Here is a 21,879-nt window from a genome sequence, read left to right as displayed (position 1 = left end):
CCCGCGAGTTGTCAACGACTCCAGAAAGATCGCAAAGACATGATCTTGGTTAAAGATTTCCCGAGAAGGCATCATGCCTGTTCAATGACCCTGCCCTGGCCGATCGAGTTCGAGTTGGTAGGTGAAAATTTCGGAGATTTTCCGAATTGTTCGGCGCCCGGTACGATGGAGTAGAGCATGATCATGGCTGGCCCGTCGGCGACCTCGGCGGCCGGGAACGCAGGCGTGTCGTATTCGGCCAACGCGACCACCCACGAGTTCTTCCTCAGTCCGGGAGGACCGAGAGGCCGGACCGGGCGACGATGGCCTGGAGCGCGGCGACGTGGCCGGTGTAGGCCGCGCGCCCTTCGCGGGTGAGGCTGAACCACGTCCTGGGGCGCTTGCCGACGTATCCCTTGCGGATCTTCACGTAGCCGACCGTCTCCAGGGCACTCGCGTGTTTGGACAGCACCGAGTCACTGATGCCCAGGTTGTCGCGTACAAAGGCGAACTCGGCCTCCTCGGCGGCGGCCAGCAGGGAGACGATCTGCAGCCGGGTCGGCGCGTGGATCGCCGGGTCGAGTCGCGACGTCATCGCTTCGGCGTCTCCGCCCGCCGAGCGGTCCGCGCGGACATCCATCGGGCCAGGAGGGGCGCGGTGACCGCCACGACCACGGTCATGATCACCCCCATGACGGTACGCGGATAGGCGATGCCGAGTTCCTTGAGCCACAACGCCAGCGCGTAGCCCGCGAGACCGGTGGTGACCAGCCAGGCGGCGAAGCCGGCCCATGCCCATGGATCCGTCATGGAGGAGTGCGGGCGCAGGTTCGCGTTCCTGACGTCGATCACGAACTTGAGGACGGCGACGGCGAGGCCGGCCGACAGAGCCGTCACGGCGATCCAGAGCCACCAGGAGGGGGTGATCTCGGTGACGAACTGCATTCCGGTGATGAAGATCCAGACCGTCACCGGATACCAGGCGGGGAACATCGGCGGTGCGGCGCGCAGGACCCTGTGCTGCGTCTCGTGAACCCGAGCCAGCGACCGCGCGGCTTCTTCGGGGGTGATCTCCATGGGCCGTTCCCTCCTTGTTTCCTGCTTGGAAAGTACTTTTCAGTTTCCATATCGTCAAGTACTTTCCATGAGGCCGCCTGGAGCGGCCGAGCAGCACCCGGCTCCGGATCCCGCACCTTCGGGGACAACCTCGTCCTCGAACTGTTCACCTACGAGCCGCTCGCCATCGCCGATCCCCAGCAGTGCTGGGCCCCGGTCCTCAGCGAGCTGTCCGACGGCATATGGTGAGCCGGCCCCCGGTGGCCCTGAGGCCGATCGGGGGCTGCCGCTGCTCTCCGGAAGCCGGTCCCCGGAGTCGCGTCATCTCAGAGGTGCCGTAGACGGCGGCGGTTCAGTCGGTGCCGAACTCCATCGCGGCGCGGTCGAGCATCTCGTCGTCGCCGGAGACCTCTCCGCGTGAGGCGATGGCCTCGGCGCCGCCCTGCGGCATCGCGCCGATCAGTCCGGTCGAGGCCGCCTGGGCGGCGCCGATGAGCGCGGCATGGGTGGTGCCGACCATGCCGAGGCCGGCGTACTGCTCAAGCCTGGCGCGCGAGTCGGCGATGTCGAGGTTGCGCATGGTGAGCTGGCCGATCCGGTCCACCGGGCCGAACGCCGAGTCCTCGGTACGCTCCATCGACAGCTTGTCCGGGTGGTAGCTGAAGGACGGGCCTGAGGTGTCCAGAATCGAGTAGTCCTCACCGCGCCGCAGCCGCAGCGTCACCTCACCGATGACCGCCGTGCCGACCCAGCGCTGCAGCGACTCTCGCAGCATCAGCGCCTGCGGGTCGAGCCAGCGGCCCTCGTACATCAACCGGCCGAGCCGCCGCCCCTCGGTGTGGTAGCTCGCCAGGGTGTCCTCGTTGTGGATCGCGTTGACCAGCCGTTCGTACGCCGCGTGCAGCAACGCCATCCCAGGCGCCTCGTAGATGCCCCGGCTCTTGGCCTCGATCACCCGGTTCTCGATCTGGTCCGACATGCCCAGGCCGTGCCGCCCGCCGATCGTGTTCGCCTCCATCACCAGGTCGACCGGGGTGGCGAACTCCTTGCCGTTGATCGTCACCGGGCGGCCCTGGTCGAAGCCGATGGTCACGTCCTCGGCGAGGATCTCGACCGTGGGATCCCAGAACCGCACGCCCATGATCGGGTCTACGGTCTCGATGCCGTTGTCAAGGTGTTCCAGGGTCTTGGCCTCATGGGTGGCGCCCCAGATGTTGGCGTCGGTCGAGTAGGCCTTCTCGGTGCTGTCGCGGTAGGGCAGGTCGTGGGCGAGCAGCCACTCCGACATCTCCTTGCGGCCGCCGAGCTCGGACACGAAGTCCGCGTCGAGCCAGGGCTTGTAGATGCGCAGGTGGGGGTTGGCGAGCAGGCCGTACCGGTAGAACCGTTCGATGTCGTTGCCCTTGAACGTCGAGCCGTCGCCCCAGATCTGCACGTCGTCCTCGATCATCGCCCGGACCAGCAGGGTCCCGGTGACGGCACGACCGAGCGGCGTGGTGTTGAAGTAGGCGCGCCCGCCCGAGCGGATGTGGAACGCACCGCAGGTGAGCGCGGCCAGGCCCTCCTCGACCAGCGCCGCGCGGCAGTCGACCAGGCGCGCGATCTCGGCGCCGTACGTCACCGCGCGGCCGGGCACCGAGGCGATGTCGGGCTCGTCGTACTGGCCGATGTCGGCGGTGTAGGTGCACGGAACGGCACCCTTGTCGCGCATCCAGGCGACGGCGACCGAGGTGTCGAGGCCGCCGGAGAAGGCGATGCCGACGCGCTCGCCGGCGGGCAGGGAGGTGAGAACCTTGGACATAAACAAGATTATGCACTGAGTTGCATGGTCATTCAAAATCTCGATCCGCGGCTCGCGATCTCACCCGCTGCGGCCGTGGCCACCTGCGCTGTTCACCGAACGCCACCCACCCGCGGGAGTACGGACTCTCCGCCCGGCGCGAGCCGGTCAGCGGTCACCCCGCCAGGCGCCTCAGAGCTTGCCGAGGCCTCGGGCGAGGATCGTCGCGGTGTCCGCGATCACCTGGTTGTCGAGGACCGCGTCCGCGGCCCTGCCGTTGGTGTAGATCGACATGATGATGGGCGCGGCCGACTCACCGGGCCAGACGATCGCGATGTCGTTCGCGGCCGCGTACTGCGAGGTCGTACCGGTCTTGTCGCCGACCTTCCAGGTCTTGGGCAGGCCCGCGCGGATGCGGGCGTCGCCGGTCTGGTTCGCGATCAGCCAGGTGTTCAGCCGCGCCCGGTCCTTGGCGTTGAGGGCCTTTCCCACCGTGACCGCGCGCAGGTCACGGCCCATGGCCGCGGGCGTCGTGGTGTCGCGCCGCTCCTTGGGGTTCCAGTCGTTGAGCTCGGTCTCCCACCGGTCCAGCCGGGAGATCGGGTCCTTCAGCGTCCGGAAGTAGCCGGTCAGGCCGGCCGGGCCGCCGAGCTGCTTGAGCAGCATGTTGCCCGCGGTGTTGTCGCTCCGGGTGATGGCCGCCTCGCACAGCTGCGCGACGGTCAGCCCGTCCTTGACATGATCCTTGGTGATCGGGGAGTTCTCCTTCACCTCGGCGTCCGTCCAGCGGACGACCCTGTCCATCAGACCGGGCTCCGAGGTGCGGGCCTTGTGCAGCACGGCCGCGGCGGCGATCGCCTTGAAGGTGGAGAGCATCGGGAAACTCTCGGCCGCACGATAGGTGACCGTCTTACCGGTGGCGGTGTCGATGGCGTACGCGCCGATGCGGCCCTTGAAGGACGCCTCCAGCGTGCGCAGTTCCTTCCTGGCCTGGGCCTCTCCCGATACCACCTGGGTAACCGGCGAGGCGGCGGACGCGGTGGACGCGTGGCCTGCCGCGGTGACGCCCATCAGCGGGACGAGCGTGAGTGATGCCAGCATCGAGAGTGCGGCGTGTCGCAGACGCATGGTGATGCCTTCCGGTTGCGGGTTGGATGCGACAGGCAGTCTCACGCCGCCGGTTGATGCGGTCAAAGACGAAAGTAGCGAGTTCTATGCTGAAACGGCATACGATCATCTCGTGGACGTCCTCGGAGCCTGGCGAGCGTTCGTCAATGTGAGCGAGCGAGGGAGCTTCACGGAGGGGGCGGCGGCCACCCGGGTGCCGCAGTCGGTCGCGAGCCGCCGGATCGCCGCCCTGGAGAAGCACCTCGGGGAGCAGTTGTTCGACCGGTCGTCGCGCGGGGCGGTACTCACCCAGTTCGGCCGGGACATGCTTCCGTCGGCGAAGCGTCTCGTCCGCCTGGCCGACGACATGGAGTACGAGGCGGAGCAGGCCAAGCTCAGTCCGCTCCGGCTCGCCGTTCCCGGCATCGTGCCCGTCCGCGACCTGGCACGCCTTGCCGCGGAGGCCCGCCAAAAGGGCGTCTACCTGCACTTTCATACTGCTCCACCGGCCGAACGGACGGAACTCGTCCGCTCTCGCGAGGTCCGTGCCGCCCTCATCGCCGTACCGCCCGGCGACGCGACCTGGTCGGTACGGCTCGGACTCGCCGGCGCCGCGGATCTCCCCGTGCAGACGATCTACATCGAGACGCTCCGGGCCGGCCGCGCCGCGCGGTCGTCACCGAGGCGCCGGATCTGGATCCAGCCCGAGGACGACGTCCCGCACATCCGCGACCCGATGTTCCGGATCCGGGACGCCGTCGGTCTCCAGCCCGCGCAGGTCGGCGTCTCGGCGACGCTCACCTCCGCCGTGGCGGAGGTCCTCGGTTCGGCGGATCTCCTGCTCTGCCCGGCCGGGCAGGCCCAGGAACTGGGACTACACTGGCGCCCCGTCGGCGAGATCCAACTCGTCCGCGGCTTCGAGGTGTCGGCCGCCGTCGGGACCGACGCGGAGCGCATCCGGACCCGGCTCCGGCACCCGATCGCCCGCTGCCTCGGCGCGTACGACCAGGCATGATCAGGACGGAGGGGCACCATCAAGGTCGAGCAGCTGATGCGACAGCTCCGGCGAGAGCTCGACGACGCCGGACTGAACGGCTCGTTCCTGGTCCGGGATCTGCACACCGGTGACGAGATCGGTATCGAGCCGGACCTGGAGTTCCCGATCGCCTCACTCGTCAAGGTCCCGCTCGCCGTCGCGACGCTCGAACGCATCCGGAAGGGGGAACTCAACGGCTCCACCCAGATCCTGGTGCGGCCGACCGGGATCACCGTGCCGGGACCGACCGGGCTGGGCAGGTTCCGGCACCCGACCCGGGTCGCCATCGACGACCTGCTCTACCTCAGCATCGCGGTGAGCGACAGCACGGCGGCGGACGCGCTCTTCGCCCTCACCCCGCCCACCGAGGTCTCGGCGATGCTGCACGGGCTGGGGCTGCACGGCATCGCGATCCGCCACACCGTCCAGGAGCTCATCGAGACTCCGGCGGAACGTCTCGATCCCGGCGAGGTCCACCTCGCCCACTTCCTCGCCATCGAGGCGGGAACGGCCGGGCGGGGGCACCGGGTCCCGCAACTGGACGTGACCCGCGCGAACTCGGGATCCGCACGGGCCTTCGTCGAACTCCTGCAGGCACTGTGGACCCCGGCTTCGATCAACCCTGACGTGGCCGAGCGGGTACGGGGCCTGATGGCCGACAACCTTCTGCGCCAGAGGCTGACCCCCGATTTCAGCTCCGACGCCTCCAGATGGTCCTCCAAGACCGGAACGCTGCTCAACCTCCGGCACGAGGTCGGCGTCGTCGAGCACGCCGACGGCCAGGCCTTCGCCGTCGCCGTACTCACCGAATCCCGCGTACCGGCCATCAGCCAGCCAGGAGCCGAGGCGCTCATGGCACAGGTCGCACGAACCCTCCGCGACCGGCTACGACATGACAGGCTGTAGTACGACCTTGCCGACGGGAGCCGCCCAGGTGTCGCATACCGGGTCAGCTCGCGCATGATTAGAGATCTTCGCAAATAAACCGGCAGGGCTTGTGTCGACTTTAATGAATCATTCCTTCGGTACAGCCGATCGCCGCATCCGGGTTGCGGTCGGTCAGCTGAGCAGTGCCGAGAGCCTCGTGTCCGGGGCCGGCACGGCACGGGTGAGCAGCGCGGCCACCCGGGCCAGGCGGTCCTCGGCCTCCTTCCGGTCCCAGAGTTCGACGGCGTACTCCAGGTCGAGCACCACCCGCTCCCCCGCCATCCCGGCGTACATCTCCAGCTCGTAGCGGTTGGCCCTGGTGTGCACGTAGTCGAAGCCGACCTCGCAGCCGGCCAGTTCCGGCACCGCGGGGCCGTCGCCCGCCCAGTCGGAGGTCACCTGGAACAGTGGCATCCTGCGCGGGTCGGGGTGGATCTTCAGTGCCCGTACCACCTCGTTGAACGGGGTGCTCTGGTGCGCGTACGCCTCCAGGACGGTCCGGCGCACCCGCCCGGCCAGCTCGGTGAAGGTGGGGTCGCCACCGCAGTCGAGGCGGAGCGCCACCATGTTGACGAAGCAGCCGACCACGCCCTCCAGGCCGGGCAGCGGGCGGTTGTCGGCGGTGGTGCCGATCACCACGTCGTCCTGGCCGCTCCACTGGGCCAGCATCGCGGCGAAGGCGGCGGTCACCAGCATGTAGGGCGTGGTCCTGCTCCGCCTGGCCAGCGCGAGCAGCCGGCGCGAGTCCGCGGGCGGCAGATGATGGGCGATCATCTCGGTGTCGCGGCTCTCCCGCCGCCCGTCGCGCGTCCTGGGCAGGACCAGCTCGGGGGCCTCGCGCAGCCGTTCCCGCCAGAACCGCTCCGAGGCGGCGGCCTCGGGTCCGCCGAGCCAGGCCTGCTCCCAGGCCACGTAGTCGGAGAAGCGCAGGTGCGGTGCGGCGGCCGCGGTGTCGCGGCCGGAGTACCGGCGGCCGAGCTCGCCGACGAGCAGTCCCATCGAGACTCCGTCGGTGACCAGGTGGTGCTGGACCAGCGCGAGGACGTGGTCGCCGTCGCCCAGACGGTAGAGAACGGCCCGCACCAGGGGGGCGACGGACAGGTCGAAGCCGCGCTCGGCGTCACGGGCGGTACGGCGGGCCGCCTCCGCCGCCCGCCCGGCCTCGGGCAGGCCGGTGAGGTCCTCGACGGGCAGCTCGACGCACACCCCGGTGTCGAAGCGCAGCACCGGCACGTCGCCCACCAGTGCGACCCGGGCGCGCAGGTTCTCGTGCCGGGCGACGAGCGCGTCGAGAGCCCCGCGCAGCGCGTCCACGTCGAGCGGGCCGCGCACCCGGTAGGTGACGGCGGCGATGAAGTCCCGGGCGTCGCCGCCCGCGAGCTGCTCGTTGATCCAGATCTGCAGCTGCGCGGTGGAAAGCGCGCAGCCGCCTGGCTCCGCGCCGTCCGGTACGGCCTGCCCGGCGGGCTCGGCGCGGTCCGTGTCGTCAGGCGTCTGCTCCGGCTCCGGTTCCCCGGCCTGTCCCGCGGTGGGGTCCGGGCGACCGGCACCGCCGGTCGTCCGCCCCATCATGGGCTGCCCTGCGCGGTTGGCGCGGCTCGCGTCGGCGAGCGTGTGTTCCAGTGCGGGATACCTGGCCGCCAGGTAGTCGGCCAGGTCTGCGGGGGTGCAGTGCTCGAAGAGGGCCATCAGCGGGACGCGTACGGCGAGCACCGAGGCGATCTCGCGTACCAGCCGGGCCGCCAGCATCGAGTGGCCGCCCAGGGCGAAGAAGTCGTCGTCCGGCTCCACCTCGTCGAGGTTCATGACGCGCGCCCAGATGACGCAGAGCGCGGCCTCCAGGGCGGGCAGCCCGGCCCGCTCGCCGATCTCGGCCGCCTCGGGCAGCAGGGCGGTCCTGATACGGCCGTCCTCGCCGCGCGGGATGTGGTCGACCGCCACGATGGCGGCGGGCACCATGTACTGCGGCAGCCGCTCGACCAGAACGGTCCGCAGATCGCCGGGCGACTGCTCCGCGACGGCGTAGGCGACCAGCTCGCGTCCCGCGCCGCCCTCGACCGCGATGACCGCGGCATCTCGTACGGCGGGGTGGGCGCGCAGGACCTCCTCGACGTCCTCCAGCTGCACCTGGAAGGGACCAAAACCGACCAGCCGGTCCTCGCGCCCGCGCTCGACCACCCGTCCGTCGGGCCTGCGGACGGCCAGGCGGCCGGTGGGTCCGTGCTCGCCGGAACGGCGGACCAGCTGGCCGACGGCCCCGGCGGGCAGCACGTTGCCGTCGGGATCGAGCACGCTCACGTCGCCCTGGGTGAGGGTGGCCCACTCCTCCGGGGAGATCATCGGGATGTCCGAGAGGGGCTGGGCGGGGTCGGCGGCGACCGCCCGCAACACCCGCTCGTAGTGGCGCATCAGGCGGGCGATCGTGGCCTCGTCGAAGAGGGCGTCGTCGTACTCGACGAAGAAGTCGACCCGCTCGCCCCGCCGTACCGCCTCGACCGCCACGTCGAAGCGGGACCGGCCGCGCGTCACCTCGATCTCGGCGGCGGGCACGCCGCCGAGGGAGCGTTCGGCCGCGCCGGCGTCCCACATGGTGAAGACGACCTGCACCAGGGGGGTGTGCCCGGCGTCGCGCTCGGGCTGCAGGAACTCCACGAGCTTCTCGAACGGCACGTACTGGTGGTCGAAGGCGTCGAAGGCGGCCTCGCTGACCGCGTCGGCCAGCTCGGTGAAGGGGACCTCGCCCGCCGGGCGCAGCCGTACCGGCACGATGTTGGCGAAGAAGCCGAGCGCGCCGTCGAACTCGCGTCCGGGACGGCCGGGTGCGCCGGTGCCCAGCACCATGTCGCCGCGTCCGGTGTAGCGGTAGAGGGTGGCGGCGAAGGCCGAGAGCAGCACGGTGAAGAGGGTGCCGCCGACCCGCTCGGCGACCTCGCCGAGCGGGTCGGTCAGGTCACCGGCGAGCGGGAAGCGCTCGCGCCTGCCCGCGCTGTCCCGCCGGCGCGGCCGGGGCCGGTCGGCGGGCAGCTCCAGCACCGTGGGCGCGCCGTCGAGCGCCCGCCGCCAGTGCTCGACGTCGGCGGCCAGGCGGCCGCCGGCGAACCGCTCGCGCTGCCAGCGGGCGAAGTCGCCGTACTGGGCGGGCCGCTCGTCCAGCGGCCCACCCGATGACTCCCCCTGCGACCTGGCCAGGGTCTCGCCCGGCGGTCCGGCCGGCGTCTCGCCCGCCGGCTCGATCGAGGTCCCACCGTGCGGCTCACTTCGGTAGGCCGCGTCCAGCTCGTCGAGCAGCAGGTTCATCGAGAAGCCGTCGCTGATGATGTGGTGCACCCCGAGCACGAGCGCCTGCCGCTCCGAGCCGAGCGTGACGAGCGAGGCGCGCAGCAGCGGCCCCGAGGCCAGATCGTAGGGGGCCTCGGCGACCTCCCGGGCGTACTCCATGAGCGCCTGCTCGCCGCCGACGGGCGCCTCGCGCAGTACGGGGCCCCGCGCCCAGATCGCCTGCACCGGTTCGGTTCCCTGGTAGACGAAGGTGGTGCGCAGCACGTCGTGCCGGGCCACCGCCCGCTCCAATGCCCGGCCGAGCCTGGCCGCGTCCAGCGTGCCGTCCAGGACGAGTACCTTCAGTTCGTTGTACGAGCCGTTGCCGGGATCGTCCTGCTCGACGAACCAGAGCTGCTCCTGCAGGTAGGAGAGCGGGGCGGTGCGGACGGGCAGTCCGGTCACGACGCTGTCTCCGTCCTCCTGGCGATCACCCACAGGAAGCGCGACTCCCCGAGCGGTGTCCGCTGTGCCACGACCTCCTCGCGCTCGGGTACCAGGCCCGCCGCGCGCAGCAGTTGAAGGTTCTCCTCGGTGGGGAAGCCGGAGAAGAACATGGTCGAGCCGAACCACTCCTCGATCGCGCCGGGGATGTCCTCGGTCATCAGGGTGGCGAGCAGCAGACCGCCCGGCTTCAGCCAGCGGGCGATGTCGCCCAGCAGGCCGGGCAGTTCCTCGCGCGGCAGGTGGGTGAGGGTGTAGATGGACACGACGGCGTCGAAGGCGGCGTCGGGGAACCGCGCCTGGGCCATGTCGGCCTGCACGAGCGTCGCGCCGGGCAGTGTCTGCTCGGCGAGCTTGAGTTGCTCGGCGGAGATGTCGACGGCGGTGAGGGCGTGCGCCTCGGCCAGGCGGCGCGAGGACTCGTGCCCGCCGCCGACGCCCAGCTCCAGCACCGAGCCACCGGCGGGCAGCATCGCGAGCAGGTGGCCGGTCCACTGCATACGGGGGCCGTCGGAGAACTCCGACTGGAAGGCGGCGTAGCGGTCGGCGATGTCGTCCCAGCCCTCGCGGACGATGTCCTTGAGATCGGAGCGGACCTCTGAGTCGACGGCGTCGGCGACCCCGGCGATGGTGGGCCGGTCGAAGAAGTCGGCGACCGGCACCTCGATGCCGAAGATCGTGCGAACCCGGCCGAGGAGCTGGATGACCTGGATGCTGGTGCCGCCCAGCTCGAAGAAGTGGTCGTGCGGGCCGAGAGAGTCGACGCCGAGCAGCGGTTTCACGATCTCCTCGGCCACCCTGCGCCTGGTCGGCGTCCACTCGGTGCCATCGTCAGTGCCATCGTCAGTGCCGGCGTCGGTGCCGGTGCCGGCGCGTTCCTGTCGGGCCGCGGCCAGGGCGTCGTGGTCGACCTTGCCTGCCGGGGTGAGCGGGATCTCCGGGATGTGGACGAACTCGTTGGGGACCAACGGGGCCGTCAGCCACCGGGCGGCGGTCTCGCGCAGCTCGGTCACGCCGGGCGGCTCCCCCGTCGTGGAGACGACGTAGGCGATCAGGCGGGCGTCGCCGTCGCCCCGCGCCTCCGCCTCGACCACGGCGTGCGCGACCGCCGGATGCCTGCGGAGGGTCTGCTCGATCTCCTCCAGCTCGACGCGGACACCGCGTACCTTGACCTGGCGGTCGGCCCGCCCGGCGAAGACCAGCTCGCCGTCGGCGGTCCAGCGCACCAGGTCGCCGGTGCGGTAGAGCCGCTCGCCCGGTGTGGTGGCGAACGGGTCGGGGACGAAGGAGAGCGCGCTCGTGCCGGGGCGGTCCAGGTAGCCGCGGCCGAGGCCGGGACCGCCGACGTACAGCTCGCCGACCGTGCCGATCGGGACCGGGCACATCGACGCGTCCAGGGCGTAGGCCCGGTGGTTGGGCATGGCGCGCCCGATGGGCGGTGAGCTGTCCCAGCTTCCCCGGCACTCCTGGGTGATGACACCGACCGTGGTCTCGGTGGGCCCGTAGCTGTTGACGAACCTGCGCCCGGCCGCCCAGCGGGTGGTGAACTCACCCGAGTAGCTCTCACCGCCGACCGCGAGCACCCGCAGGTCGGGGAAGTCCTCGGGCTCCAGCAGTCTCAGCATGCCGGGGGTGCCCATGTAGACGGAGATGCGCCGCTCGCGCAGCAGGTCGCGGAAACGCTCGGCGGAGGTACGGGTCTCGGCGGCGGCGACGTGCAGGGTGGCCCCCGACAGCAGCGCCCCGAAGGCGTCGAAGGTGGAGACGTCGAAGGCGATCGAGGAGAACTGCACGAGGCGGTCCTGCGGGGAGAGCCCGTACAGGTGCTGGGCGCCCCGGACGAACGCGGTGACCGCGCGGTGCTCGATGAGGACGCCCTTGGGCGTCCCGGTGCTGCCGGAGGTGTACATGACGTAGGCGAGGTTGGCCGGGTGCAGCGGCACCCCGGGATCGCCCTCCTCCCTTCCCGGGTGGTCGTCGACGTTCACCACGAACCACGGGCCCGGCGGCACCTCGGCCTCGGTGGTGGAGTCGGCCAGCACCACGGCGGTGCCGGCGTCGCGCAGGATCGCCTCGACCCGCTCGGGTGGGTTGCCCTCGTCGATCGGGACGTAGGCGCCCCCGGCGGCCAGCGTGCCGAACATGGACACCACCATGCCGGCCGAACGGCGCTGGTAGACGGCGCAGCGGTCCTCCGTGCGCAGGCCGAGGCCGAGCAGGTGCCCGGCCAGGCGGTTGGCGGCGCGGCGCACCTCGTCGTAGCCGAGGGCCGTGCCCTCCTCGTCCGTCAGCGCCGTGGCGGCGGGCGACCTGGCGACCTGGGCGGCGAACCGTTCGATGACGGTCGCCGGCTCGTCGGCCAGCTCGGTGCGGTTCCACTCCTCGACGACCAGGCGCGCGTCGTGCTCCTGGATCGTGTCCATCGGCTCCTCCTTCGGGGACCGTTCCTTCCGGGACTGTTCGTCGGTGCGCCCGCGGGTCAGGACCGCTCGCCGTCCATCCACCGGCGCAGGCTCAGCGGGCGCATGTCCGTCCAGACCTCCTCGATGTGGGCCAGGCACTCCTCGCGGGTGCCGCTGTGGCCGACACTCCGCCAGCCCTCGGGAATGTCACGGTCGGTCCACCAGATGGAGTACTGCTCCTCGTGATTGCGCACCACCGTGTACTCGGCGTTCTCCGACATTCTGCGTCTCCTTCGCTTCATTCATCATTCGACAGGGCCTGCCAGCAGAACAATGCCATGGCCAGACAGAAGCGATTTAACGCATTTTTCGGGAAATGTTAGGGTTTTGAAGGGGAGCGTATGTGCGGAATAGTCGGTGTATCCGTTATCGAAGGAACAGCCGGGCAACCGGCCTTCGACGGGCTCGTCACCCTGCAGCACCGCGGCCAGGAGTCCTGGGGCATCGCGGTGGCCGGCCCCGGCGGCGTGCGGGTCCGGCGGGCGCTCGGTTTCGCCTCCCGCTCGGCCTGTGGTGACCCGTCCCACGATGACCCGGCCCGTGACGGCCTCGCGGCCTGGCGGGCCGGGAGAGTGGCGGTCGCCCACACCCGGTACTCCACCACCGGCGCCACGGTGCCGGAGAACTCCCAGCCCTTCGTGCACGAGGCACGGCGCATCGCGCTGGCGCACAACGGGGACCTCGTCAACGCCGCCGAGCTGCGCGCCCGGCTCGGCCGTGAGGGGTACGGGTTCCGCTCGACCAGCGACTCCGAGATCATCCTCGCCCTGCTCGCCGACGCGGGCGAGACACCCGGCATGCTCCTCGGCGCCGCATCCGGCCCGGAGGACCGGCACCCCGCGGACCCCGGCCCGATCGTGGCCGGGGTCGCGCGGGCCACGCGGGTGCTGCGGGGCGCGTACTCGGTGGTGTGCGCCGTCGGCGAGTACCTCGTGGCCTTCCGGGACCCGCACGGCCTGCGCCCCCTGGTGGCGGGGTTCACCGAGGGCAGAGCGGTCGTCGCCTCGGAGACCTGCGCCCTCGACGCGCTCGGCTGCACCGAGCAGCGGGAGGTGGAACCGGGCGAGGTGCTGGTGCTGCGCGACGGCCGCCCGATCGGGGCACACCACGTGGCGGAGCCCGCCCCGCGCAGCTTCTGCGTCTTCGAGCACCTCTACCTGACCAGGCAGGACTCCAGGATCGGCGGCACCAGAACCGGCGCGACGCGGGTGGCGTTCGGCGAGCGGCTGGCGCTGGAGTCCCCGGTGGACGCCGACCTGGTCGTGGCCGTCCCGGCCTCCGGCGTGCCGGCGGCCCGCGGGTACGCGCGGGCGGCGGGGCTGCCGCTGGCCGGGGCGCTGGTCCGTGACGAGCGGGTGGGCAGGACGTTCATCGAGCCCGACCCGCGACGGCGTGAGCGCAGGCTGCGGCGCAAGTTCTCCGTCGGCTCGCCGGTGGACGGGGCCAGGGTCGTGGTGGTCGACGACTCGATGGTGCGCGGGTCCACCATGCGGCGCATCGTCGCGCTGCTGCGCGAGTCGGGGGCGAGCGAGGTGCACGTGCGGATCGCCGCGCCGCCGCTGATCTCGCCCTGCCACTACGGGGTGGACATCGTCGACACCGATGAGCTGGTGGCGACCGGGCGCGAGGGCGAGGAGGTGTGCCGGATCATCGGCGCGACGAGCCTGGCGCATCTGTCGGTGGCGGGCATGCGGCACACGCTCGGAAGCGCGGCGGGTGAGGGCCTCTGCGAGGGGTGCATCACCGGCGACTACCCCACCCGGGTGAGCTCGGCGCGCGACAGGTCGAGGCTCGTACCCGCGCGGACCCCGCGGCGCACGGCGGCCGCCCACCTCCGTTGACGGTGCTCAGGGCCGCGCCTAGCCTCCGCCAGATGAGACCTCACACGCGATCGAACGGCTACGACGACGGTGGTTGCGACGCCCGCTACACCCGGACCACCTGCCTGTGGGGGCGCAGGCCGGACGGGATCTCCGACACCCTGGCGGACGCGCTCTCGCTGCCCCCGGCACCCGAGGAGATCGCTCCGCCCTCCGCTCCACCTGGCGCGGGCGCGCCCACGGTGCTCGACGTGGGGTGTGGCGAGGGGCGCAACGCGGTGCGACTCGCCCAGCGGGGCGCGCGGGTGCTGGCGATGGACGTGTCGGCCGCCGCGCTGGAGAACGGCGCGCGGGCCTGGGGCGGTACCGGCGGTGGGGCCGGCGGGATCGAGTGGCGCCGGGGCGACGCGCGCACCACCCGGCTCGCGCCCGGCTCGTTCGACGGGGTGCTGGCGTGCAGCGTCCTGCACTGGCTGCGGGACGAGAGGCAGGTGGCCGACGTCATCGCCAGGCTCCAGGCCGCGACCTCCCCGGGAGGGGTCAACGCCCTGCTGATGTTCAACGGCGGCCACGCCTACCGGCCTCCCGCCGGCGAGATGCGCCTGCCGGTCCTGCTGCCCCACGACTGGTACCTCGCCAGGTACGACGGATGGACCGTGCTGAGCGCCACCGACACCGACTCCACCCACACCCACACCGGCCACGAGGAGCCGCACACCCACGCGGTGACCAGGCTGGTGGCGCGCCGGGAGGTGGACGGGTGAGCTCGCTGGAAGGTGGACCCGCGGGCCCGCCGCACCCGCTCGAATGGCCGGTCTACGACGACGGCGTGGCGGCCAGGGTCGCCGAGCTGGTGACGCGGGGGCGCACGTTCGACTACGACTACGGGCCCGAGCTGGCCGAGCTGGAGCGGTCGTTCGCCGAGCGGCACGGCCGCGTCCACGCCCTGGCGCTCACCTCGGGTACCGCGGGACTGCTGGCCGCCTACTTCGCGCTGGGCATCGGCCCCGGTGACGAGGTGATCGTCCCGGACCTCACGTTCTTCAGCACCGCCTCGCCGCTGTTCCTGCTGGGCGCGGTGCCGGTGCTCTGCGACGCGGGCGACGCCACCGGGAACGTGCTCCCCTCGGCCGTGGAGGCACTGGTCACGCCGCGTACCGTCGCGATCGTCGTCACCCATCTGTGGGGCCACAGCTGCGACATGGACGCCCTGCGGGCAGTGGCCTCCCGGCGCGGGCTCGCCCTGGTCGAGGACTGCTCGCACGCCCACGGCTCCACCTTCCGTTCCCGGCCGGTGGGTTCCCTGGGCGATATCGCGATCTTCAGTGTGGGCGGCAGGAAGCTGGTCTCCGGGGGCATGGGCGGCATGCTGCTGACCGACTCCGAGGACGTCTTCGCCCGCGCCTGCCTGCTGACCAACTTCCGGCACCGCACCGACCTGACCATCGACGCCGTCCGCTACCGGCCGTTCCTGCTGACCGGTCTCGGCGGCAACTTCCGTATCTCCACGCCCGGCGCGGTACTGGCCCAGAGCCACCTCGACCGGCTGGACGAGCTGGTGGAGCGCCGGGTGGCCAACATGTCGGCCCTGTCTTCGGGGCTCGGCGAGCTGCCGGGGGTGCGCCCCTCCCCCATCGCCGAGGGCGTCACGATGGGCGCGTGGTACGACGGGGTCGTCGAGGTGACGCCGGAGTGCCCGTTCAGCAGGGACGGCCTGGTGGCGGCCGGCCAGGAGCGCGGTCTGAAGGTGCGCGCCCCGGCCACCCGGCCGCTGCACGTCTTCCCCCTCTTCCAGGGCACCGCGCCTGACTGGTCACCCCAGGTCGCCGCCGCGGTGCGGGCCGCGGCCACGGTGAACGACCGTCCGTTTCCGCGTTCCGCGGAATTGTTCGCCCGCTGGATGAAATTGCCGGTTAATTTCCTCTGGGAACAGAACTCGCCGCTGGTCGGTGCGTATCTGGAGGCGTTCGACGAGGCATTCTCGATGGCCCGTACCGGGTAACGTCGCCCCTGTTTCCAGCGTCGATTCCGGAGTAATCCAAATGAGCCGACAGACGTTTCCCGTTATCCATGCCGTCGCCCCCGCCAGCCTGGAGAGCTGGTTCGGCCATTTCGTCGACCTCGCCTCCGAGGACCGGGCCGTCTTCACCGGGGAGGACGCCGGCGTGGACGTGGCCCCGCTGCTGGAGGCGATCGGCCGGGCCCCGCGGGCGACGGTGATCTTCCATTCCAGCCACGCGACGCTCGGCCGCGACCAGTTGCTCGCGTTCCGGCTCCGCGAGCTCGGCCACCGGGCCGAGTGCCAGTCACGGCTCTGCGCCTCGCTGGGCAGCGACAAGATCCTGATGAAGGAGTTCTTCGACCGCTACCGCCTGGTCTCCCCACCGTGGGCGCGGGCCGGTGAGCCGCTGCCCGAGGCCGGCCCCGACACCCCCGTGGTGATCAAGGATCGGCACGGGACGCAGAGTGCCGGCACCCGGCTGGCCCGCGCGGGCGAGTGCCGACTGGCCCCCAACGAGCTGGGCGAGCTGTACGTCGACGGGGTCGAGTACTCGGTGCTGATCTACCGCGACGAGCACGGCACGGCGACCTTCCCGCCGGTGTGGAAGGGTCCGACCACCCAGGACCTGGTGCCGCCGTGGCAGCGGCTGCGGCTCTGCCCGGACCCGGCGCTCGGCGGCACCTGGGACCGCAAGCTGCGGGCCGTGGGCAAGCGGCTGGCCGATCTGACCGAGGCGCACGGCTACCTGGAGGCGGAGTTCCTGCTGACCCCGGCCGGCGAGGTGCACCTGCTGGAGATCAACCCCCGGGTGTCGGGCACCATGCGGCTGGCCGCGATGGCCACCCGGCTGCCGATCTTCTCCCTGCACGCCAGGCCCGAGCTCCGCGACCACCTCTGCGCCGCCCGCTTCAGCGGCGAGGTCCCCTACAGCGGCGCACCGATCGCCGACGCCGACGGCGAGGTGTTCGCCACCTCCCGGCTCACCGTCGCCGGGGAGAGTCCCGGCGAGGTCCGCGCCAAGCTGCGCGAGCTGGGCGCGGAGCCCCGGGTGCTGCCCCGCGCCTCCTGAAGGCCGCTCAGGCGGACCGGCGTATCCGGGCCTCCGCCGTCCCCCGTACCTCCCGATCGCGCCGTGCGTCCCGGCGGTCCAGCAACTCCAGCAGGGGCGCGGTCGCGGCGGTGGAGACCAGCGCGACGATCACCAGCATGGTGAAAAGCGCCTGGGTGATGATGCCGAGACCGAGGCCGATACTCAGGATCACCAGCTCGGTCACGCCCCGGCAGTTCATCAGCACCCCGAGCCGTGAGGCTTCCCGCCACGGCACGCCCAGCGGCCTGGCGACGGCCGGCACGCCGCCGATCTTGCCCGCCACCGCGACGGCGAGGATCAGCAGGCACCAGCCCCACATCGCGAGGTCCTGGCCGAGCAGCCCGATCCGGGTGTTGAGCCCGACGAAGGCGAAGAAGGGCGGCAGCAGGAAGGACGTGGTGAAGTCCTGGGTGCGCTCGCGGACCCGCCTCAGCCGCACGTCACCGTCGCGGGGGAACAGGACGCCGAACAGGAACGCGCCGAAGATCAGGTGGATGCCGATCAGCTCGGTCAGCAGCCCCGAGACGAGCAGGCCCACGATGACGACGGGCAGCGTCGCCTCCTGGGAGAGCCCCCGGCGCAGCAGCCGGGCCAGCAGCGGCCGTACCACCCCGGCCATGACGGCGGCGAAGGCCGCGGTGAGACCGAGCGTGCGCAGCGCCTCGGCGGGTGCGGAGCCCCTGGCCATGGTGATCGCCACGGCCAGCAGCAACCACGCGGTCACGTCGGCGATGGCGGCGCAGGTGATGGTCAGCGCCCCGGCCGGGGTGTGGAAGAGCCCGCGTTCCAGCAGGATCCTGGCCAGCACGGGGAACGCGGTGACGCTCAGCGCGGCGCCGACGAACAGCGCGAAGACCGGGAACCCGACGGGCGCGGCCGCCAGCGGCGCGTAGATCAGCAGGGCCAGCGCGACCCCGAGCGCGAACGGGATGGCCACGCTCGCCTGGCCGCAGAGCAGCGCGATCCGGCCCCGCCCGCGCAGCAGGTCGCCGCGGAGCTCCAGCCCGACCAGGAACATGAAGAAGGCCAGTCCGAACTGGGCCAGCAGGTTCAGGTAGGGCATGACGGCGCCGGGGAACAGCGCGCGGTACGCCTCGGGCCAGACGGCGCCGAGCAGGGAGGGGCCGAGCACGATGCCGGCGGCCATCTCCCCGATCACCCGGGGCTGGCCGAGCCGCCTCAGCACGGCTCCGCCGAGATGGGCCAGCGCGACGACCACGGTGATGGAGAACAGCAGCAGGGGGATGGCCGGCACCTGCTGCTGCCGGCCCACCCCCACCGAGGGCATCGGGACGGGGCCGGTGGCCGTCCCCGCGTCGAACCCCAGCATCAGCAGCGCCAGCGCGGCGGGCAGCACGACGGCGAGACCGTACGCGATCGCGTAACGACGTACCGTGCGTGTATTCGCGGACCGAAACCCTGGATAGGTCATGGACTAATTCCGTTTCCGAGAGGTCGCTTTTCGCCTGGTCGCGCATATCACAGAACAAAAATAATCGCCAAGGAAAATGGAGTTATCGCTGGTCATCGACCCGATTCCAGCTTTCCAGCGCACCCCGGAAAGGACATCTGGAAATTGCTCATGATCGAAAGTGCGCTACCGAAAACCGTGGGTAAGGTACCGACCTGACTCACTCCATATGCACAGAAATCCGGAGGAAAAGTCGCATGCAGGTGCTCTCCCTCAACCGGGCGGCGAACCGCCAGGCGCCGCCCCCACGTGATGACAGGCCGTCCGTCCCCGGCCCGCGCGCCACCCCTTCCCAGGGTTCCAAACTCGCCCTGGACGCGTCCGCCAAGCCGAGGCGGACCGGACTCCAGCTCCCGGTGAGCCTTCCCTTCGACACCTGGCGCCGGATCGGCCACCAGATCTCCCTCATCGCCGACTCCTCCGCCTGGTGGCTCGGCGACTGGCTGGTCTACGGCGAGAACGAGTACACCGACCGCTACAAGAGAGCGGTCGAGGAGAGCTCCCTCGACATCCAGACCCTGCGCAACTACGCCTGGGTCGCCCGGCGCTTCCCGGTATCCCGCCGGCGAGACAGGCTCAGCCTCCAGCACCACGCGGAGGTGGCCGCGCTCCCCGAGCACGAGCAGACGCTCTGGCTGGACCGCGCGGAACGCTTCAGCTGGTCCCGCAACCGCCTGCGCAGCCAGATCAAGGCGCACCGCACCGCCGCCCTCTCCGGCCGGGCCCCGGAGACCGCCAGGCAGAAGGCCGTGATCCAGATAGACGTGCCCGTCGACCAGGAGCAGTCGTGGCGTGACGCGGCCCGCCGGATGAACCGCAGCGTGGAGGAGTGGGCCAGGCTCATCCTCAACCAGGTCGCCACCGGCGAGATCCCCGTCCGCGGCATCCACGACGCCAAGGCCGGGTGAACGGAGGGACAGGTGGACGTCGTCCACACCCTGTTCGAGAAGCGGGCGCTCGAGACGCCGGACAGCACGGCCCTGGTCTCCGGGGCCGTGTCGCTTAGCTACCGGGAGCTCGACGCCCGCGCCAACGGCCTGGCCCGGTCGCTCCTGCGCCGTGGCGTCGGCCCCGAGACACCGGTCCCGCTACGGCTGGACCGCTCCCCCGAGCTGCTCGTCGCGCTGCTGGCCGTCTGCAAGGCGGGCGGCACGGCGGTGCTGCTCGACCCCGGCTGGCCCGAGGACCGTCTCGCCCCGGTGCTCGACGGCTGTCCCGTGGTGATCGACGGCCCCCTGGACGCCGCCCCCTCCGCCGAAGGGCCCGGCGTCCCCGCGCATCCCGACCAGCTCGCGTACGCGGTGCACACCTCCGGGTCGACCGGGCGGCCCAAGCTCGTCGGGGTGACCCACCGGGCGGTCGCCCACCGGGTCGCCACCCACACCGAGGCCTACCGCATCACCCCCGCCGACCGCTCCAGCTGGCTGGCTCCCCCGGCCTCGTCGGTCTCGGTGGTGGAGCTGTGGCCCTATCTCTGCTCGGGTGCGAGCGTGCACGTCGCCGACGCGGCGACCGCGGGCTCGCCGTCCGAGCTGCGTGACTGGATGGTCGCTTCGGGAATCACCCGCGCGTACGTGAACATGCCGCTCGCCGAGCCGCTGTACGGCCTGCCGTGGCCGGCGGAGACGTCGCTGCGGCTCATGACGGTCGGCAGTGACGCGGTGCGCGTGTGGCCCGCACCCGACCTGCCCTTCGAGGTCGCGGTGGAGTACGGCTCCGCCGAGGCCAACGGCGTGACCAGCTGCCTGGTACCGCTGGAGGACCGCTGTACCTCGGTCACCGCCGACGAGGCCGCCAGGCGGACCCGTCCCCCCATCGGGCGTGCCTGGCCCGAGGTCGGCGCCGGCGTGCTGACCTCGGACCTGAGGCCGGTCGCGGCGGGCGAGGTCGGCGAGCTGTTCGTGTCAGGACCCGAGCTGGCCCGCGGCTACCTGGGCGAGGCGGCCCGCACCGCCGAGCGCTTCCTGCCCGACCCCGCCGGTGGGGGAGGCCGCGTCTACCGGACCGGTGACCTGGTCAGGGAGCGGCCTGACGGGCGGCTGGAGCATCACGGCCGCGTCGACGCGCAGGTCAAGATCCGCGGCCACCGGGTGGAGCCCGCGGAGGTGGAGGCCGTGCTGCTCCGGCACCCCGGGGTGCGCGAGTGCGTGGTCACGGGTGTGCCGGGTCCCGGCGGCGACCTGAGGCTGTGCGCCTACGTCGTCCGTGCCGTCGCTCCGGAGGGTGCCCGGTTCGAGATCGGGGAACTGCGCGCCTTCGCCTCGGCCCGGCTGCCCGAGCCGATGGTTCCGACCGCCTGGACGGCGCTGGAGCGGTTGCCGCTGAACGCGGCCGGCAAGGTGGACCGCCGCGCCCTGCCCGCGCCCTCCTGGGGGGAGTCCCCGCGCGGGCGGGAGAGGAGCACGGACCCGGTGACGGCGGGGGTGCTGGAGCTGTGGGAGCGGGCGCTCGGCGCGCGCGGCGCGCTGGGCGACCACTTCATCCGCTCCGGCGGCGACTCCCTGTCGGCCACCCGTCTCGTCGAGGAGATCGGGAGCCGCTACGGCGTGCGGGTCCGGCTGCGCGAGTTCCTCAGGGCACCGACACCCGAGACCCTCATCCAGACCATCAGGGCGGAAGGAATCCCACGATGACCGAGAGAAAGCGGCGGCGGAGCCGCCCCACATGGCTGCTGCGTGCCCCCGCCCCCGAGGCGAGGGCACGGCTGTGGTGCCTGCCCTACCCGGGTGCCGGGGCGTCGATGTACCACGGGTGGCCGGCCGAGGTGGACGGGATCGAGCTGTGCCCGGTGCAGTTGCCCGGCAGGGAGAACCGGCTGCGCGAGCCGTCGTTCGAGAGCTACGCGGAGGTCGCCGCCGAGATGCTGAAGGGCCTGGAGCCCTACCTGGACCGGCCGTTCGGCTTCATCAGCCACTGCGGCACCGTCTTCATCGGCTACGAGGCGACGCTGCTGCTCATGGAGCGCGGCGGCCCGCTGCCCAGCCACCTGTTCGCCTCCTCGATGGTCCCCCCGCACCGGGCGTCGTGGCCGAGCATCCTGCGGCTCGACGAGGAGCAGGTGGGCGCGCTGGTGTCGGATCTGATGCGGGCGCGCGGCGCGGAGCCGCTGCCCGAACTGGTGGAGATGGCCGCGAGCGTCATGCGCGCCGACGTGGCCGCCTACGGCCGCTTCGAGCGGACCGACCCGGTGCAGCTGCCCTGCCCGATCACCACGATCGGCTGGTCGGGGGACACGCAGATCCCCCCTGAGCAGATGGGCGGCTGGGAGTGCTACGGCCGGACCCGCCACACCGTGCTGGACGGCGGGCACTGGAGCTACCTCCAGGCGCCCGCCGCCCTGCTCGACGAGATCGCGCGGAGCATGTCCGCGCGCATCCCGGGTTGACC

At 71.6% G+C, this 21,879-nt stretch carries 18 protein-coding genes; 9 read left to right on the top strand and 9 right to left on the bottom strand.

Annotated features, from left to right (window positions below; translation table 11 throughout):
- Positions 1 to 71: 71 nt before the first annotated feature.
- The 5 genes from ACQP0P_RS22630 to bla all read right to left on the bottom strand — a co-directional run bounded on the left by ACQP0P_RS22630 (position 72) and on the right by bla (position 3,943).
- Complete coding sequence (locus ACQP0P_RS22630) at positions 72 to 251, bottom strand: hypothetical protein (protein WP_433380438.1); 180 nt, start codon at positions 249 to 251, stop codon at positions 72 to 74.
- Between the two features lie 14 nt (positions 252 to 265).
- Positions 266 to 574, bottom strand: coding sequence for a transcriptional regulator (locus tag ACQP0P_RS22625; RefSeq protein WP_433380435.1), 309 nt, complete (start codon positions 572 to 574; stop codon positions 266 to 268).
- A complete protein-coding gene (locus ACQP0P_RS22620; protein WP_433380432.1) occupies positions 571 to 1,056 on the bottom strand; it encodes a hypothetical protein in 486 nt (161 codons plus the stop codon). The genes ACQP0P_RS22625 and ACQP0P_RS22620 overlap by 4 nt, the downstream gene beginning before the upstream one ends.
- A 331-nt stretch (positions 1,057 to 1,387) precedes the next feature.
- The gene (gene argG, locus ACQP0P_RS22615) at positions 1,388 to 2,836 is read right to left on the bottom strand and encodes an argininosuccinate synthase (RefSeq protein WP_433380429.1); all 1,449 of its coding nucleotides are present in this window, start codon (positions 2,834 to 2,836) and stop codon (positions 1,388 to 1,390) included.
- Between the two features lie 171 nt (positions 2,837 to 3,007).
- On the bottom strand, positions 3,008 to 3,943 hold the full coding sequence (gene bla, locus ACQP0P_RS22610) for a class A beta-lactamase (RefSeq protein WP_433380426.1): 936 nt from the start codon (positions 3,941 to 3,943) through the stop codon (positions 3,008 to 3,010).
- A 112-nt stretch (positions 3,944 to 4,055) separates the two neighbouring features.
- Between bla and ACQP0P_RS22605 the strand changes: the two genes are divergently transcribed.
- On the top strand, positions 4,056 to 4,937 hold the full coding sequence (locus ACQP0P_RS22605) for a LysR family transcriptional regulator (RefSeq protein WP_433380423.1): 882 nt from the start codon (positions 4,056 to 4,058) through the stop codon (positions 4,935 to 4,937).
- A gap of 36 nt (positions 4,938 to 4,973) precedes the next feature.
- On the top strand, positions 4,974 to 5,864 hold the full coding sequence (locus ACQP0P_RS22600; protein WP_433380420.1) for a serine hydrolase: 891 nt from the start codon (positions 4,974 to 4,976) through the stop codon (positions 5,862 to 5,864).
- A 153-nt stretch (positions 5,865 to 6,017) separates the two neighbouring features.
- Here the strand turns inward: ACQP0P_RS22600 and ACQP0P_RS22595 are convergent, their stop codons facing one another.
- Genes ACQP0P_RS22595 through ACQP0P_RS22585 form a run of 3 tightly spaced genes read right to left on the bottom strand, consistent with a single transcriptional unit; the run spans position 6,018 to position 12,330 of the window.
- On the bottom strand, positions 6,018 to 9,641 hold the full coding sequence (locus ACQP0P_RS22595; protein WP_433380417.1) for a condensation domain-containing protein: 3,624 nt from the start codon (positions 9,639 to 9,641) through the stop codon (positions 6,018 to 6,020).
- A complete protein-coding gene (locus ACQP0P_RS22590) occupies positions 9,605 to 12,070 on the bottom strand; it encodes a non-ribosomal peptide synthetase (protein ID WP_433380414.1) in 2,466 nt (821 codons plus the stop codon). The genes ACQP0P_RS22595 and ACQP0P_RS22590 overlap by 37 nt, the downstream gene beginning before the upstream one ends.
- 56 nt (positions 12,071 to 12,126) lie before the next feature.
- Positions 12,127 to 12,330 (bottom strand): MbtH family protein, encoded by a 204-nt coding sequence (locus tag ACQP0P_RS22585; RefSeq protein WP_386308593.1) that lies wholly within the window; start codon positions 12,328 to 12,330, stop codon positions 12,127 to 12,129.
- 120 nt (positions 12,331 to 12,450) lie between these two features.
- Here ACQP0P_RS22585 and purF point away from each other — a divergent pair, with 120 nt between their 5' ends.
- From purF to ACQP0P_RS22565, 4 genes are read left to right on the top strand one after another with little or no spacing between them, the layout of a single operon-like run.
- Positions 12,451 to 13,950, top strand: a complete 1,500-nt coding sequence (purF, locus tag ACQP0P_RS22580; RefSeq protein WP_433380411.1) for an amidophosphoribosyltransferase — start codon at positions 12,451 to 12,453, stop codon at positions 13,948 to 13,950.
- A 32-nt stretch (positions 13,951 to 13,982) separates the two neighbouring features.
- The gene (locus ACQP0P_RS22575) at positions 13,983 to 14,693 is read left to right on the top strand and encodes a class I SAM-dependent methyltransferase (protein WP_433380408.1); all 711 of its coding nucleotides are present in this window, start codon (positions 13,983 to 13,985) and stop codon (positions 14,691 to 14,693) included.
- The gene (locus ACQP0P_RS22570) at positions 14,690 to 15,931 is read left to right on the top strand and encodes a DegT/DnrJ/EryC1/StrS family aminotransferase (RefSeq protein WP_433380406.1); all 1,242 of its coding nucleotides are present in this window, start codon (positions 14,690 to 14,692) and stop codon (positions 15,929 to 15,931) included. The genes ACQP0P_RS22575 and ACQP0P_RS22570 overlap by 4 nt, the downstream gene beginning before the upstream one ends.
- Positions 15,932 to 15,971: 40 nt before the next feature.
- The gene (locus ACQP0P_RS22565; protein ID WP_433380403.1) at positions 15,972 to 17,000 is read left to right on the top strand and encodes a hypothetical protein; all 1,029 of its coding nucleotides are present in this window, start codon (positions 15,972 to 15,974) and stop codon (positions 16,998 to 17,000) included.
- Between the two features lie 7 nt (positions 17,001 to 17,007).
- Here ACQP0P_RS22565 and ACQP0P_RS22560 read toward each other — a convergent pair whose 3' ends face one another.
- On the bottom strand, positions 17,008 to 18,453 hold the full coding sequence (locus ACQP0P_RS22560; protein ID WP_433380400.1) for a cation:proton antiporter domain-containing protein: 1,446 nt from the start codon (positions 18,451 to 18,453) through the stop codon (positions 17,008 to 17,010).
- 236 nt (positions 18,454 to 18,689) lie between these two features.
- On the opposite strand from ACQP0P_RS22560, the gene ACQP0P_RS22555 reads away from it, so the two are divergent.
- Genes ACQP0P_RS22555 through ACQP0P_RS22545 form a run of 3 tightly spaced genes read left to right on the top strand, consistent with a single transcriptional unit; the run spans position 18,690 to position 21,877 of the window.
- Positions 18,690 to 19,400 (top strand): LmbU family transcriptional regulator, encoded by a 711-nt coding sequence (locus ACQP0P_RS22555; RefSeq protein WP_433380397.1) that lies wholly within the window; start codon positions 18,690 to 18,692, stop codon positions 19,398 to 19,400.
- A gap of 12 nt (positions 19,401 to 19,412) precedes the next feature.
- Positions 19,413 to 21,125, top strand: coding sequence for a non-ribosomal peptide synthetase (locus tag ACQP0P_RS22550; protein ID WP_433380394.1), 1,713 nt, complete (start codon positions 19,413 to 19,415; stop codon positions 21,123 to 21,125).
- Positions 21,122 to 21,877, top strand: a complete 756-nt coding sequence (locus ACQP0P_RS22545; protein WP_433380391.1) for a thioesterase II family protein — start codon at positions 21,122 to 21,124, stop codon at positions 21,875 to 21,877. Before ACQP0P_RS22550 ends, ACQP0P_RS22545 begins: the two co-directional genes overlap by 4 nt.
- The last annotated feature ends 2 nt before the right edge of the window (positions 21,878 to 21,879 follow it).

The organism is Streptosporangium sp. CA-115845 (assembly GCF_050943795.1).
Classification (GTDB): domain Bacteria; phylum Actinomycetota; class Actinomycetes; order Streptosporangiales; family Streptosporangiaceae; genus Streptosporangium.
This window is presented reverse-complemented; position numbering and strand designations above follow the sequence as displayed.